Raw genomic sequence first — 16,425 nt, forward strand, 5'->3', positions numbered from 1 at the left:
GACCTGATTGGCCATGAGAAGGGAGCCATGATTCACACGCTTTCTGTTGGATTGTGCCGATTGGCTGCACTTATCGCTACCCACTGTTCCTTCGGTGCAAATCCAGCCGTCCGAGCGAGATGCATGCAGCGCACGAGTTCCCCGCGTCGCATGCCTTTGCTCCGATGATGGCCATAACCTTTCATCGGCAAGGGCCATCAGGAAGGGCAGGCCAGGGTTTGGGAGGGCTCTGCCCCGAGGGCCTGAGTGGGGAATTGCAGCACCTCGACGTGCAGGAGAGCGCTAGGCTCTCCTGCACGTCACCCAGATCGTCAGCGGATTGGCGGCAGGGCTTCCGGAAAGCCACGTGCGACAACGTCGCGGCGCCCGCTGTATTGGTCCGAGCTCTATACGGACACGGTGGCCGCAGCCCGCACCTGACCTGTGCTGCCGGAAGTCAGTCACGCGATGACCAGATGGCCGATGCTCCTGATATTCCCGCTGATCTGTCGCCCCTGTGCACCATGGACGTAAGGCTGAATCACTAATCCGCCGATTTCCCCCTACCTGCCGAAAAGGTCCTCAGCTTTTCTCGATACTGTACGAGGTTTCTTTCCTGTGATTGCCGGGTGTGAGCCAGTACGCCCAGGTGTCCCAGTCGTCATCGTGGCTGGTGTCTCCCGCCTTGCCCCACCCTAGTGCATGCTTTCCCCAGTTGTTGTGGTTGTAGATTTGGACTCTGTCGTCGTATTTCACCAGATTTTCGAGGTTTCCTTCGAGCCCTCCTTGGGGGGTAATGGCCAAGCTCTTCCCGCTTTCGTTACGGAAGGTCAGGTTGCCATTGCTGTCCTCGCTGATGGTCCAGTCTCCGATCACGATTTCCGCGTTGTCGGCTTCAGTCATGTCGATCGATTCCCTTCTCGAGAGCCCAGGGCGGGAACCCGGGATATTTGGCGCCACAGGGGCGGCGGGTAGGCTTTATGGTCGCTGGTCGCTGGTCGCTGGTCGCTGGTCGCTGGTCGCTGGTCGCTGGTCGCTGGTCGCTGGTCGCTGGTCGCTGGTCGGGGGGCGTTGTATATAGACACCCGGGGGCGTCGGTTCCCGATATTCTGGGCTGTTTGACAGAATTGGCTGCTGGGAAGGCGCTGTAGTGGCGCTGTTTTCGATGTCGGACTGGCTTACTAATTCTTCATGTCCACTTTTTGTGTCCTCAGGGTGGGAGTTGTGATGTCATCAGCGGTGACGATAGTTTTGCTGTCCCCGTCCTTTTGGATGGTCAGGATCCCGGCGGTGACGGGGCCGGTTCCGGCAGACAGACTGGCCCCGGAGACGGCTTCACTGCTGGTGATCTTGCCATCGGAAGAGATGGCGCCCTTATCCAGTGTGATCATCTTTCCATCCTGGATGACTTCGAGTTTCGCCTGGTCGACCAGAACGTTGCCCTTCACGGTCAGCCCGGTGAGCCGGGGGTCGCGGACGTTGACGGTGGTGGTCTGGGTGTGGGTGGTGTCTGCGATCACGTACTGGAGCTGGAACGTGGTGTCGCGGTAGATCTCACCCTTCCAGGTGAAGTCGAACCGTCCGTCACCCTGCTCTTTGTCGTCCGTGTTGACCTTGGCGTCCTCTTTCGCTCCAGGGCCGTGGATGATCTTGTATTCGAGTTTCGGGCCGCGCCATCTGAGGACGATTTTGTCCCCGAACCCCACTTCCTGGCCCATTTGTTTCTGGTCTGCAGATTCCGCGTGGAAGTCCTGGACGGGCTCGGGGGGAATGTCAGGGCTGGGGAATTTGGCGAGGGGGAGGGTGGTGAAGCGCGGATTATCCGGCCAGCTCCCCTGGTCGGTGCTGGTGAATTCTCTGATCTGAACGTGAGATGTTCCGGTTTGGTTATTGATCTTCATGTTGCGGAAGATGAAGGCGGCTCCAGAGCTTGTGACCGGACCTTTGTCTTTTCCGTCGGGGCGAGTGGCCTTGAAGGTGGCGTAGTCACCGTCGGGAAGGGCGGCTTCGGTGTTCTTGTCGATGGCCTGGATGGTCCAGTTCGTGGCACTGGCGTCACCGGATTTGACCTCGAGGAGGCTCTGGGCGAGGTCGCCGATGGGGAAGGAGATGAGGATGCTACTGCAGTAGACGGTCTTGGTTCCGCCGTTGGAGACCACGATCTGGAGGGTGGAGGGCGGGGTGCTGTTGTCGGCCTTGGCGTAGAGGGGGAAGGGGTCGCTGATGATGGCGTAGTCGAGCAGCGGCTCGTTGTTGTCCGCCATGTCGGTGTCCTCCGGTGCTCTGTGGGTGGGTACTCAGTCGAGGAATCCGCCGGTGAGGCGGAGGTATCCGGTGCGCACGGTGGGGTGGTCCTCGTCCAGGCGGGCTGTCTGGTCGATCTGCACCAGCGGTTCGTGGTGCCACACCGGTTTGCCGTTGTCTTCGGTGCTCTGGAGTTCGGACCAGTCCCAGGTGCCCTGGGCGGCGGTGGGGTGGGGCAGGGCGAGCGCGTCGATGAAGACGGTCTTGTCCTGCTTCTTGGTGGGGTCGGGGATGGTTCGGGGTGCGGTGAGTACGGGGCTCAGGCGCAGGGCGGTCTGCATGGCGGCCAGGGCGGCGCGGGTGAAGCGTGAGGGCAGTTGCAGGGGGGTGACGGGCAGCAGGTCGGTGGTGGCGTGGACGGCGGCCTGGGGGTCGAACAGGACGGTGAGGTAGGTGTGGGTGGTGGAGTCCGCGGGCAGCCGGTGCCGGTTGTCGGCGGAGACCTGCTCGACGTAGCCGCTTGACGGGCCGCCGGTGAAGTCAGTGGCGACGGCGTAGAAGGTGCCGTAGTCGGTGAAGGCCTGGTCGGTGTCGTCGGCGGTCTGGTTGGGTTCGGTGAAGTAGCCGATCAGGCCGTCGCCGAGTTGTCCGGCGTTGCCCAGGCAGACCGGCCAGTGGTAGTCGAGGTGGGCCATTTCGACGGGAGGCCGGCCGTGGTTGTCCTTGACGCGCTGGCGCCACTGGGTGAGGGCCTGCCAGTCCAGAGCGTGTTCCCAGCCCGGGTCGGAGACGGGGGGGCCTTCGAGTTCGATGCCGAGGCGGGTGCGGGCCAGGGCGAGGGGCCGGCCGAGGAGGGTCCCGAGGACGTCGTCGCCGTAGGGGTTGCCGGGGTCGATGCCGTGCAGGACATGCGCGATGGTCTTCAGCAGGTCCATGAAGGCGTCGGTTCCCTTGGTGGCGAGCTCCTGGACGAACCCGTGGAGGACGGGTTGGTCCGGCTGAAGGTCGCCGAGGGTGTGGACGGCTGAATCGGGCAGTGGTGCCCATGCCACGACCTGTTGGACGGGCTTGTCGTCGACCGAGTCGAGTCGCAGGCATACCTCGCCGAGCGGCTCGCCGTTGGCGGCGTAGCACAGCAGTGCCTGGTCGACGTAGTTGGGGACGATCCATGCGCCCACGGGGGTGGTGCCCGCGGTGAGGTCGACGTCCTGTTTCTTGTCCTTCTGGTTGACGAAGTCGAAGCGCACCCGGGCGGGCTGCAGGAGGCGGGGCGGGAGCTGGACGAATCGGTCTTGGTTGGTGTCTTCGACGAACCTGCCGTTCGCTCTGAGGCTGCTGGCGGTGATCGGCCTGAGCTGGTTGCTGTCCTTTTCGAGCACGACGTCAAGGCTCTGACCGAACTCGTCGACGATGCTGAGCGCGGCGATCATGAACTGGCCGGCGCGGATCTGGGTGAATCCGGAGGGCTGCCATCCCTCGAAGGGCATGGGCAGGGGGCCGGCGTTGGGCAGGTGGTCGAAGGCGTCGCCGACGAGTTCGCCGATGCGGCCGGGCGGGGAGAGGTTGGGGGCCTTGTCGCGGCAGGCGAGCGCGTCGGTGAGACCGTCAGTCTTCTGGGAGAGCACGTCCGCCTGGGCGACGGCATCGGCGAATGCGGTGAATGCGGCGGCCAGGCTCCGGCCGTTCTCGTCGGCGCGTGTGTCCGAGGCGTACTGGCGGGCGCGGGCGGCGAGCTTGTGCTGGGCCAGGGGAACGAGGAAACGGCGGCCGATGATGTCGCCCCGCTCCAGGTCGGGGTCGGGTTGCCCGCTCGTCCACTGGTAGTGGGCGTCGTCGTCCAGCTCCCAGTTCGTCGTCTTGGTCTTCTTGTCGGTGTGGGGGACGTGCCAGTAGCGGATCTTCCACTGGTACAGCAGGGGCTTCCACGGCTGCCGCCACGACGGGAACGCGAGGCCCTCCGGGGCCTGCCCGCCGTCAGCGGTGCCGTTGAGGGCACGGACGAACTCGGCGAGGAGGTCAGGCACCAGGGCCGGCAGGTTGTCCAGGTGGAGCGCCTTGAACTCGTCAGGGAGGGGGCGGTCGGGGATCTGCTCCCGGGTGCGACACAGAAGCAGTTCCGAGGCGGTGAGCGCGGCATGTGCCGTCCCGCCCCGGGTCTGGCCGAGGACGACCGTGGGATCGGTGACCTGCCAGAACGATGGCAGCGCCTCACTGCGCAGCTCCCAGCCCTCCGGCGATGCGGAGTACTGCTGAGTGATCGCGTCGGCCGCCGCCTTCACCTGACCGGTGAGGTCGTTCACCTGCTGCTGCCGGCGGGCGACCTCCTCGGCTAGGTGCGCGCACTCCACGGCGCCGTTCTTTCCGTCACCGGCCTCGGTGATCTCCCGGTAGAACTGGTCCCGGGTGTACTGGGGCGGCAGCAAGGGACGCCCGTACATCCACCACAGTGTGTACAGGCGCTGCTGCAGGGCACGCAGTTCACGCTCGGCCTCGTCGAGGGTGCTCTGCTTGGTGTTGAGGTCGGCCAGGAGGGTCTCCGCCTTCAGGGGGGCCGCGGACCAGGTGACCTCGTCAGTGCGGCGGGGGGCGTTGCCGCTGGTGGCCTTGGTGGGCACCAGGCGCCACACGGTGCCGCCGGGGCGCTGTTCGAACCAGCTGCGATGGGTGTCCTGGGCTGCGAGGATGTCGCCGTCCGGGCCGTCGAGGGTGTCGAGGTGTCCGGCGGCGAACATGTGTAGGAGCCAGGCCGCGTCGTCCCCAGCCTCGGCGAGACCGGGTGTGGCGGCGGCGGCCTCGTCCGCGCTGGACCCGACCTTGATGGTGATGAGTTCCTTCTTGGGGAAGTCGGAGTCGGGCGGCTGATAGGCGTTGCGGTCCCAGCCGACGGCGGCGATCCGCCCGCAGTACAGGGTGGACGCGGGAGTCCAGCCGGCGGGTGTGCCGGTGACGCTCCATCCGAGGCCGGCGAGGACCTCCGGCACCGTCTCCTTCCCCGCGTTGAGGTGCAGCAGGCGGGTGAGTTCCTCCTGGGCGGGGTCGGAGTACCAGCCGATGACCTGGTAGTCGACGGTGGCGGTGTCGATGCCGGTGAGGGGGTCGTACAGGGAGAACACGTTGCGGTGGTAGGGCTCGAAGACGTGGAAGGTCATCAGGCCAGGGCCGACCGCAGTGAGGAACAGCTCTTTGCGGTTGTCGTCGGCCGGTTCGCTCCAGGCGTGTCCGCCCGGGCCGATGTCCGTCGCCTGGCCGATCCGGGTGGTGGTCACGGTAGACCGGTAGGGCGTCTTGTCCGGCTCGGTGATGCCGGGTTTGACGGGGTGTACGAACGGGGAGGCGCCGGTGTGGGAGTCGAGGTAGTCGCTCTCCACCACCCACGCCGCGGCCTTGGCGTGGTCGGAGCCGATACGGCGAACCACGAGCCACCGGTTGGGCACGAGGGGGAACTCGGTACGGCCGCCTTGGGTACGAGGGCGGCCGTGGCGCAGGCCCGCGGGGACCTGCCAGCGCACCACGACGCCGTTGTCCAGGTACTGGGTGCTGTCTTTGGCGTTCCAGGCGCGGTCGTTGGAGAACGGTTGGGGTTCGGGGGTGGCGTTGTAGTGGAGGAGCTTGTACTCGGGCGCCCAGCGGCGGAACCCGTTGTCCTTGCCACCGCGTCGGCGGACGGCGTCGGTGACGGCCAGGGCGTCCACGTCCACCGGGACGATCAGCAAGGAGTCGTTGTCGGTCATGTGGGTTGGCCTTTGCGTGAGGTTGCCGGGCGGGGGAGGGCGCTGAACGTCCGGCGCTGGGCCGCATTGATCATCTGGAGGGCGAACTCGCTCGGGGTGAGCGTGTCGGTGCCGGTGTCGTGGGGGTCGACGAGCCCGTGCTTGAGGAGAGCGGCCCTCATGCCCTTGGCCATCTCGGCGACCTTCAGGACGTTGTCCGGGCCGGCCGCGGGTGCGGGCCTCAACAGGGGGCGCAGCCCCGGGGTGTCGGGGTACTGGTATTTGCTCTCCTGGCCGAGCGGGCTGTTGAGACGCCGCAGGCGGATGATGCCGTCGTCCAAGGGCTCGTCGGTACTGCCGCCGGAGGGCTCGTCGATGCCGAAGTGGAGGCCCTGGGCGGGTTCGGCGAGTTCCACGCGGCCGGGAACGCCGTCGATGAGGACCAGGAGCACGTCCCGCGCCAGAGCCTCACGCCGGACGACCGGCAGCGTGGCCGTGTTCTTGTCCTCCTGCGCTGCTGAGTAGGGGCGTACCTCCAGGGCGGGCCAGCCGGTCACCAGTTGTGAGCGGATCAGCAGCCCGGTCATCACGCCGGGCGGGGTCAGAAGGTCCTCGAAGAAGGTGTGGTCCGCCACCAGGTCGAAGTCGCGGGAGAGACCGACGCTGAGGGCGCCTTCCACCGCGGTGGTAATCCAGTCCTGGTCCAGGTGGAAGAACCGCACGCTTTCCGGCGGCAGCATCCTCGCGTCGGGCACCAGATGCGGGAACGGCACCCCTTCCAGGCGGCGCAGCCCGGTCAGCCACCTGCGCACCAGCGCGTAGTCCTCGTCCGGCTTGACGGGCTCGCCATCCGTTCCACGCCCGCCGGCACTGTCCCGGATACGGGGGCCCAGGGTGTTGGCCGTGGCGGGGTCGGTTGCGCCGGTCAGCCCCGACAGGGCCGCCCGAAGACGATCGCGCAGTCCCGGATCGGCGAGCAGGTGCTGCCGGGTGATCTGCGCGGTCACCGGGAGCCGGGGCGCCAGGGCTGGCCGGGACACCACCGGGGTCGCCGGGGCGACGGTGCCACCGTCGCCGGCTGTCGGGGAGACGGGAGCGGCCCAGGCCTGGGCAAGAGCGGGGCCACCGGCGGTGATCAGCTTCTCCAGCCGAGCGCGAGTGCCACCACGCCCGGCCGTTCCCGCCCCGCCGTCAAGGGGGCCGCCGACAGCGAAACCGTCCGAGGACGCCGGCAGCTCAAGGTGCGGGCGTGCTTCGTCGTGCGCTTTCTCCCTCAGCCGCAGCAGCGCCGCGCAGACGTCGCGGTCGGCCAGCGCCACACCCCGCCCCGCGGTGAACGCGACCGCGAGAGAGACGTCGAAGATGCCGTAGCGCGCCAGATGGATCAGGGCCTGCGCCGCACACCGCCGCCGTTCCTCGTTCGGTCGCAGCTCGGCGGGCACGGGCGTGAACGGTCCCCGGTACCAGCCGAAGGTCATGCGCCCCCACTCGGTCCGGCACGCCAGGGGCAGGTAGCCCTCCTCCAGCCGGGCGAGGACCTCCTTCTGCTCGGCGCCCACCGCGCGCCGCCCGTTCGAGGGGACGGCCAGCAACAGCTCGTGCCCGTCGGAGCCCCAGGGCGGAAGGAAGTTCTCCGTCAGCGCGGCGAACCCCGGAGAATGATCGGGGAGGGTCTCGAAGGCGGAGGACCACAACGACACCAGCCGCAGTTTCTCCGCCGGCCCCTGGTAGTCGGTATCGCCGCTAGGAAGCCGGTCCAGCCAGCCCTCCAGCGACACCAGGTGCGCCACGTAGCGGCCCCCGGCCGCCCGCGGCAGCCTGGCCGCAACCATGACCGCGTAGTCACCGATCACGATCTCATCCGCCGAGGTGAACGCGCGCTGGTGCTGCTCGTTGACCCGTCGCAGGTGCGTGAGATATTGCAGCTCCTGGCGGTCGGGGGCCAGGGCGTGGAAGACGCCGGCGTCCACCAGGACGGTGCGGCACACCTCCTTCTCGTCCCGGACCGGGTCCGCCGTCAGGTCGTACGAGGGCAGGGTGACATCGGCCTTGTCATCGGGGTGGCGGCTGCCGTTCTTCCCGGCGGTGATCTCGGTGGCGGTGCGCTGCTCGGTGGTGCCGAAGCAGTGCGGATCCTCCGCCAGTTCCCCTTCAGCGAACAGCAGCAGGGCCATCCACGGCAGTCTGTTCTCAGGCTTGTCCACCCCGGTGGACTCGATGTCGCGCTCCCACGGCAGGGTCGGCCGGGTCAGGGTGACGTGCGGCAGCACGGTCGAGTACAGGCCCGTCGACCCTTCGGGCGGGTAGAAGCCGTGGACCCAGTCCGGCTGCACACCGAATCTCGGGGCACGTACCTCCACCTGCTGCGTGACCGGTGCGTCCGCTGTGGGGAGGTACTTCTTCTCGTCGGCGTCCTTGCCGTCCTTGGTGAGGGTCTGGGAGGCGGTGAGGGTGTAGGTGCCGGCGGCCAGTTCGGGTACGAGGAAGTCGACGAACTGGACGGTGAGGTTCGGGTCGGGATCGGTCACGTACTCGGGGGCGATCACTGGGCGTTGCCCTTCTTCTGAGGACTATGTGAGGGCTTGGTCACGACCAGCGCGACCGGCACTTCCGGGAGCTCCGGGCCGGACCCGGCGCCGTTCACGCCGTCGCCCAGGGGGATCGTTTCCGGCAGGACGATCGGCTCCGGCCCCGCCGTGTCCACAACCACAAGATGTTTGCTGCCATCGAGCGCGACGAACAGCCGCCCTCCGTCGGGAGACAGAGCCAGCGCCGAGGGCTTGGCCCCAACCCATACCGGATCCGCGACCTCGACAATCTGCTGCGAATCCGTGTCGAACACCGAGACAGTGCCGCTGACCGGGCTTGCCACGCACAGCCGCGTGCCGCACGAAGAGACTGCGATCAGGTTCGAATCGGTGCCCACCGGAAGCTTGGTCACGAAACCTCCCGTGTCCGCCCTCACCACGGTCACCGTGGCGCAACCGTCGTTGATCGCGTACACCCAACGCCCGCGTGGGTCCACGGCCAACCGTGTCGGACGGGGACCGGCATCCCAACGGCTGTCCACTTGAGGGTTCGTCGTGAGGGTGTCCTTCCATACGTAGATCTGGTTCTTCTCCGGAGCCGACATGTAGATACGGTCATCCGAACAACTCCAGGAGGCGGGCACCGCCACGTCCCCGGGCTTGGCCTGTGTCCCTGCGGACTGCAGCGTGGCCCCCTTCTTGTCATCCAGCGTGATCACGATCAGTTGCTTCGACTGCTCGAAGACGAAGTACGTGTATCTCCCCCCCGGGAGCCATCGCTGAGCCTCGTGACTGCGAGTTGACCCAGACGTCCTCGTGCAGATTCCACGGATCTGCACCATCGGGTGGGTTGTTGGCGATGTCCGCCACCTCAAATCGCTGACCGCTCGCACCACCTACCGACAGACTGCAGATCCGGCTTCCTTCCGGGTCCACCGCGAGGTAGGCCCATTCCAGTGCCGATTCACCAAGTTGGAAGGAGGCACTGAGCGCCAGTGACTCCATGTCGATGGGTGTGACCGAGCCCTTGAGACTCATCGCGTACAGGCGCGGCCCGGGCTGTGCGGGTTCGGTGTCGAGGTCCCGATGATCGCGTTCGACGGTGTCGTCGCCGAAGACCAGCGGGTCGAGCGGGTCGAGATCCTCGTTGAAGCCGGGGCTCACCCCCAGGTAAGCCATCGCCTCGAACAGGCGCCGCCGCGCCCACTTCACCGGGTCTTCCTGCCCGGCCGTCACGGCGACGCCGGCGCCCGCCTCGGTCACCTCCTCCTGGGCCGCCGCCTGTCCGGCTGCGCTCGCGTCGGGCGTGGCGGCCCCGTCCGGAAGGTCCGACTCGGTGGTCTGGCGGGCCGTGTCGCCGGGCCGGGCCTGGGCCATCGAAGAACTGGTGGCTGTTGTGGTGCCGTGAAGTGGGGCTTTGAGAGGCAGTGGCCCGTCCGGGAACCGGTCGTCGAACGCGAGGGTGCCGGCCAGGACCTTCCCCGGCGAGGTCCCCTCGTGCGGCAGGGGCAGCCGCAAGTTGATCCCGGTGAGCTGGTCGGGCACCTGGCGGTCGCTGTAGGGGCTCAGATCTCCCTGGTAGCGGCCCCACAGTGCGGCGGGCAGATCGCCCACCACCTTGTCGTTCGAGGGGCGCCAGTCGGCCAGGTCCTGGACGACCTTTTGGCCCTGGACCGTCCGCGTCAGGGTGAGGGTGAGAACGGACTGCAGGCCCTCGCCGTCCTTGCGGCGCAGCCGGATGTTCACCTCCTTTGCCCCGTCGACCTCGTAGGGACCCCCCTCCTCCTTGGTGAGGTTGACCCTGGTTGAGGGGACGACGGTGCGGACGGTGAAGGAGAACGCCCCCGGTGCAACGACCCACGCCGGCTGCCCGTCGTCCGTGCCGGGGCTGGCGGGCGCGGGGAGGAGGCCGTCGGTGATGGACAGTTTGACGGCCTGCTCGCGCGGCGGGAGCTGGTTCAGGACCTCCTCCCAGGTTGCTGCCCGGTCGGAGATCTTGCGTTTGTCGCCGAAGTCGATGGTGAAGTCGATGAACCACAGGTGCACGGTGACGTACCCGGCGGTCGGCGGCCCCCACAGTTCCAGGGTGGCGCCGACCTCGACCCTGATCGTCTCCCGCACCAGCCACAGGTCCAGGACGAACGAGACACCGATGCTGATCTCGAAACCCGCCTCGAAGCTGAACGGTGCGAACTCGATCAGCATGTGGGCGTCTGCGACGAGCCAGGCGTGCAGGTCGCCGGAGCGGTAGTGCACCTCCAGCCTGCCGCCGGCCATGATCGCCCCGGGGGTGAGCGCGAAGTAGGCACGCCCGCTCATCGTCAGCCCGGGCAGGATCGGCCAGTTGAACCCGAGTCGCGGCACCTTCGGATAGTGCGCTGGCAGGTTCTCCTCGTAGCGGGGGTGGTAGCCGCCGAGGGTGACGACGAAGTCGCCGTGGTGGGCGTCGTCGAACCAGAGGTAGAACGCGAACCCGCCGGTCAGCACGCACTGCTCGTCGATGACGAATGAGCCGGGCGCGAGCTGCGCGGTCGCCTTGAGGATCTGCTCGCTGCCCCGGTAGGCGACGGACATGCCGAGCACCGCCCGCGCGTACTTCGTCAGCCCCGCCCCCTTGGGGAAGGCGGCGTCGGCCGTGCCGAGCAGGGAGACGGCGAAGTCGTCGCCGACCTCCAGCATCAGCAGCGCCTGGCAGTCGATGAACTCGAACAGTTGGAACCCCAGCCCCGCGGCGAACCACAGCTGCCCCACCGTGGGCCGCACCCAGGCATCCGTCCCGCCCATCAACGTCTCAAGCACCTTGAGCGGATCCGTACCCGTCATGCCCTTGAGAAATGGGAAGTCCAGGACCTTGTCTGCCTCAGGTACCCGCACCGAGGTGTTGTAGCCGAACCCGGCCATCAGCGCGGTCAGTTTGACCGGCGGCGGCCCGCCGAATTGCCCGGTCGCCTTCCCGAACACGAACATCGCCGGCTCGTTGCTGCCCTTCGGACGGGCGTAGGCACCGAGTGCGGTCAGGCCGAACGACTTCACCGACACCACCACCGCGCCCTGGATCAGCAGTGCGTACTTCTCGTCCGCAGGCCGGTTGACGAGCGCGCCCGCGATCAGCAACGGAGGCCGGTCGTAGGCCAGGCTCAATCCGTCCAGCCGCGGCGTGATCTTGTCCGGTTCCTTGATCGGGACGCCGATGCCCAGCCCCTGGACCCCCAGGGTGAGGCCCGCCATGCCCAGAGCCGCCTCGAACAGCACCCACACCGTGTTGTCGGCGAAACTCACCCCCACCCGCTCCAGCCGCAGCGGCCCGAGCGCCTTGTGGACGTCCACCCACGCCACCAACGGCCCCGACATCCCGGCACCGTCGCCCGCTGCTGGAGCCAGAGCCCACGCCTCCGGCTCGGCCTCTGTCGTGCCGTCGCCCTCAGGCAGGGCTTGCTTGTCCTTCCCGCTCGTGGCGGGGCGCACGGCGACCGACAGCGGCGTGTTGGTGCCGGGAAGCAGCACGTCCACCCCGAACGCGGTGCCCTTCGCAAGCTGGTCGTCCGGCAGCCGCGGCAGCCCGGTCTTCCCTGAGCCGACGATCACCTTGCTGACTGCGTCGAGAGCGGTGTTCAGCTGCTTCAGCTCGGCAGCCTTGTACGCCCGGGGCGCGTACAGCACGCTCAGGCCCATCAGCCGCAGGTCCCGGTCCTTCGGGATCGCGCCCTCAAGCAGCGGGACCTGCGCCAGGCCCACGTCGACGGAGATCCCCGCGCGCAGCACCCACAGACGCTCCCCTTCCTTGGGGGAGACCGACACCAGCGTCAGCGACGGGGCATGGTCCGCGCCGGCGATGTGGAACACAAGGGACCTGGCGCTGGTGGAGTAACCTAGGTCGATGGCCTTGATGGTGGCGGCCCCGTTCAGCCACTCGCTGACGCCGGACGTCTTGTCCACGCCGATCAGCGTCACCAGCTCCGACAGCGTCACCCCGTGCGTGTCCGTGCAGGACGCGGTGAACTCCCCCTTTTCCACGTCGCCCGACAACCCGAACGTGAGCTGGCGCGGCTCACTGGTGTCCTGCGGCACCTGGAGCACCAGCTGACCGGCGAACTCCCGCTTATACCTGCCACCACTCTGTTGGGTCATCGTGGCTGTGACCGTCAGCTGCGCGTCAACCTGCCCCAATAGCATGCTTGTCTGGGCCTCCAGCAAGACCTTCTTGCCCTGGGAGGAATCCATGCTGAACGCCACGCCCAGTCTGTCCAGCGTCAGGTCTTTGAGGAGCGGCGGGGCATCCGCGCCGAACTCGTGGAAGAGGTCACCGGGCCGTACGTGCACCGCTTGGCCGGTGAAAGACCACCCAGACTCTTCCCGTCGGGCGTGCATCTCAACGGTTCCGCCGCTCAGAAGTGTCCACGTCGCGCCCAGTTCCGCAGTGGTCTCCACTCCGGCGCCCGTCTTGATCTGCAGCCGCAGGTTTCGAAGCGTTGCGGGACCGGCCGTCAGTGATCCTTCGACCACCGCGAGGAGCTCGATCCAATAGGGCGTCTTAGCGCTTGCTTCAACGAGCAAGTCCGTCATGGATAGCGTGTCCAGTCCGGGCAGACCGCTGTCGGTCAGGTACTTCTTCACCAGTGACTGCAGGGGCACTTTCCTACCGAGGTGGCCCTGGATCAGCAGCTGCGGGATCACGACCTGGACCGCGATCGGCATGTCGTCGCCCAACAGCAGCGTGCCACCCACGGTGGTCTCCAGAGGAGAAGGCGCCGGGAGGATTCGGAAGGCCGCCCACAGCCCGGACATCTTCAGCGTATCCGGGACGATATCCCACGAGGCACCCGTGCCCAGGTCGATTCGTGCGGTGACGGACAACAGGTGCGATGCCCCGCTCCCGGCGGGGTGGCTCAGCTCTACGGCGGCCTCGGTGAACTGCATGCTGTCGCTCTGGATGTCCGTGGGCAAAGTGAAGTCCCCCTGCTTCTTCCCAGCCCACGCACCCAGCCCACTCAGGTCATCCAGCGACGACAGGACAATCGGGTCAAAGGCCCCCTGCAGTGTCCAGAGTCGCCCCACAGGCGACTGCATCCCCCATACGTAGGGCTTGCCACCAGCCTTCGTGGCCAGGCCCTTCAGTGTCAGGCCCAGCCCCGTCGCACACACCGGACTGCCGTCCCGCGCGGGCACCACTCCGAGAACCAGGTGAAGGATGTCGCCGATCCGCTGCAGATCGTCTGGGCATGCGTCGATGTGGCCGACCGGAATCTTCCAGTCGGCCAGGGCGACATCAATACGGACTCCGATGATAAGATTTCCGTCCGGATCCGACTGGAACTCCACCACTACCGGAAAGGGCCCCTGGTCGACTCGCGCGTGAGCGTCGAAGAGTAACGCCTCTCCGGAGACTTTCAGGAGATCCACCTCCAGCGATGGACTCTCCACGGTGAGCGTACCGTCCGGCAGATGACCCGTGAACAGCTCCTCGGCCTGGGGCAGGCCCCACTCAGCACCCCGCAGAACGAATCTCTCCGTGGAGGTGCGGATCTTCTCCTTGAGTTCCTGAACCGTCAGCGTCATGTCAGAGCCGCCAACCCCGGAGCGCGCCGGCGGCATCCCGGTGAGCCTCCGCAGCGCTGTGTTCTGCCACGGCTAGTGGTTCTTCGATGTACGGCATCCAGGCTCCTTCCAACTCCATAAGAAGAGAGAGGTAATGTTGAACGCGCAAATTCACCCACCCTGCAACTATAGGCCGTTCTAATTCTGAGTGAGAGCTGCCCGGGCATTGGCGGCCATTTCGACGATCGTTGTATCACCAGCTTGAGAATCACACTCTGGGTACCCTTCGGAGATCACCCCATGCAACTCCCCGCCTGCGACCAAGGGTCCACCCGAATCCCCCTCGCACGCTGCCCCATTCGGATTCGCTGCCAGCCCTGACGCATCAACAAGATCCCCGTAAATGTTGGGCGGGCTAGCGCCAACATAAGGTGTCGTTTTCACCGCGATTCTGTACAGCTCGTCCGCCGGCGGCTGATTTTGGGCGATCCTGCCGCTCCCGTACAAGCGCGCGTCAGGAAGGTTTTGGTCTTGCGCGTTCGCCACGGGAAGAATGTCCTTGAGACCTGCAAATAGATCTACTGGAACAATAATCACCGCAATATCGTAAGTATTGGCAACGAACTCTGCTTTCAGTTGCCCAGGGATGAGCACCTTCTGTGGAGCCAGTTTATCCTTGGGTGCTCCGAGATAGATTTCCACGGCATCTTTGAATACGACATCTTTCGTTCCAGGTTCCCTGATGCAGTGCCCGGCCGTGGTGATGCGAGTGACTGACGTGAATGCCCCGCTGCAGGAGCGCGTCACATTCCTGCCTTGGTTGATATCAAAATATTTAAACTTAAGAGTGACGAACCAAGGATGATCCGCTGCTGTCACCTTTTCTGGATTTGAGGTGAAGGCAGAGACTGGATGAACTGCGTTCGATGCGAAACAGCAGGCGGTCAATAGCGTGGCGACCACCCACTGGAGGATTCGAAGGCCGGTAGACAAGTGACACCTCACCATCTCTCGCAGCCTCCAGGAGAAGGCGGCGCGAGAGTCGAACTGGCACGTACGTCAGCTATATCACGCCGCCGGAAACAGGGCGCGCTGACCGGCGTGGCCGGGACGCTACGGGCAACCCTGGCGAGCCACTCATCGTGGGCGAAATATCGAGCTTGCCTTGACTGTGCACATCACCCGCATGGATGTACTCCATTCGGGTGACCTATCGCGCTCTCAAAAATCTGCCGAGAAACTTCCGGTCGCACGCTGGCAATGGGGTGGCCCTGTCATCAGCGCCTCTCGAACGAGTCCCGCCCCAGTGATCGAGCGCAGCACAACGACATCCGGTCGACTAACAGCACCTCAGCCCATGAGGGGCTCAATCCTGCGCACGGAGCGACTCTGCGAGTGGTTCGAACCGGACTGCGGCAGGGTGCTGCGGACGAAAGCCCCGATCGCTGGGATGGCCGGTTCGGCTCGCGCTGCCCACGGTGACTCATCAAGGCTGAGTGAGGCTCCCCCAATGGCTGGGAAGTGCTGATCAGCAGGTCAGGGCGGGTTGGTTGGTGTTCGGGTTCGTTCGTTCGGTGGCTGCCTGTTCGGCGTAGTACTTCTTCCTCGTACTCGATGGGGCTGAGCCAGCCGAGACGCTGCTGGATGTGGGTGATGTTGTAGAATCATTCGATATACACAAACAGCAGTTGGTTCGCCTCGGCTCAGGCGGCGAATGTGCGGCCCCGCACGCACTCGGACTTGAGCAGCTCCAGAGGCTCTCCGTCAGAGCGTTGTCGTAGGAGTCCCGACGGAGCCCATGGACGCCTCAACTCCAGCTCGCACCAGCTGCCGGATCCAGTTGCGCAGGGCCTCATGGTGCGGGTCCCGGGCCAGCTGACAGATCACCGGCTTCGGGTCGGCGGACCGGTACATCGCCACCGCACGCTCACGCAATTCGAGTGGGCCATCGTGAGGCTTCCTTCCATGTCCCCACCTGAACCACTGTCAGCTTCTCCCGCATCCCGGGGGAGTCTCAGAGCGGCGGCGCAACCGACCGGGTCGCAAAGGCGGCCGCGGCGGTATGTATGTTGGAGACTCCGGGCTGACGCGTCTACTGGCGCCCTCCGTCTTGATCCCCGGCGCCTCCCCATTGCTGCCAGCGGCGGCGGCGAGTAGCTGCGCCCGGGGGCGCCGTAGGCGGCGACATTGTCCGAGTGACTGGAGTTTGGTGGCGAGGCTGGGGCCTCGGGTATATCCGGTGAGGATGTTCGTGCGCGGACTGTCCAGCCCGACGGCCCGGGGCGGCGCAGCGGCTTTGTCGACAGGGGCACTCTTGTGAAGCGGCGAGAGTGGGTGGCCAGGGGATGGCCGGGTTGCTCCAACATGTACACATCGATCCCGCCCAGGGAAGCGGTCTTCTACCGGGGCTGTCCCGGACGGCAGCAACC

At 66.2% G+C, this 16,425-nt stretch carries 7 protein-coding genes; all 7 read right to left on the reverse strand.

Going from position 1 to position 16,425, the window contains the following annotated elements; translation table 11 throughout:
* Nucleotides 1-561: 561 nt before the first annotated feature.
* Complete coding sequence (locus ACFCLZ_RS28150) at nt 562-882, reverse strand: hypothetical protein (protein ID WP_380280434.1); 321 nt, start codon at nt 880-882, stop codon at nt 562-564.
* A 278-nt stretch (nt 883-1,160) separates the two neighbouring features.
* The gene (locus ACFCLZ_RS28155; protein ID WP_380280436.1) at nt 1,161-2,243 is read right to left on the reverse strand and encodes a hypothetical protein; all 1,083 of its coding nucleotides are present in this window, start codon (nt 2,241-2,243) and stop codon (nt 1,161-1,163) included.
* Nucleotides 2,244-2,276: 33 nt separating this feature from the next.
* Nucleotides 2,277-5,954, reverse strand: a complete 3,678-nt coding sequence (locus ACFCLZ_RS28160) for a hypothetical protein (protein ID WP_380280437.1) — start codon at nt 5,952-5,954, stop codon at nt 2,277-2,279.
* The gene (locus ACFCLZ_RS28165; RefSeq protein WP_380280439.1) at nt 5,951-8,479 is read right to left on the reverse strand and encodes a hypothetical protein; all 2,529 of its coding nucleotides are present in this window, start codon (nt 8,477-8,479) and stop codon (nt 5,951-5,953) included. The genes ACFCLZ_RS28160 and ACFCLZ_RS28165 overlap by 4 nt, the downstream gene beginning before the upstream one ends.
* Nucleotides 8,476-9,180, reverse strand: coding sequence for a YncE family protein (locus ACFCLZ_RS28170; RefSeq protein WP_380280441.1), 705 nt, complete (start codon nt 9,178-9,180; stop codon nt 8,476-8,478). The genes ACFCLZ_RS28165 and ACFCLZ_RS28170 overlap by 4 nt, the downstream gene beginning before the upstream one ends.
* Nucleotides 9,164-14,017 carry a DUF6603 domain-containing protein gene (locus tag ACFCLZ_RS28175; protein ID WP_380280443.1) on the reverse strand — a complete coding sequence of 1,618 codons (4,854 nt, stop codon included), beginning with the start codon at nt 14,015-14,017 and terminating at the stop codon, nt 9,164-9,166. Before ACFCLZ_RS28175 ends, ACFCLZ_RS28170 begins: the two co-directional genes overlap by 17 nt.
* Before the next feature lie 177 nt (nt 14,018-14,194).
* Nucleotides 14,195-14,959 (reverse strand): trypsin-like serine protease, encoded by a 765-nt coding sequence (locus tag ACFCLZ_RS28180; protein WP_380280445.1) that lies wholly within the window; start codon nt 14,957-14,959, stop codon nt 14,195-14,197.
* Between the last annotated feature and the right edge of the window lie 1,466 nt (nt 14,960-16,425).

It is taken from the genome of Kitasatospora purpeofusca (assembly GCF_042691725.1).
Classification (GTDB): Bacteria; Actinomycetota; Actinomycetes; order Streptomycetales; family Streptomycetaceae; genus Kitasatospora; species Kitasatospora purpeofusca_B.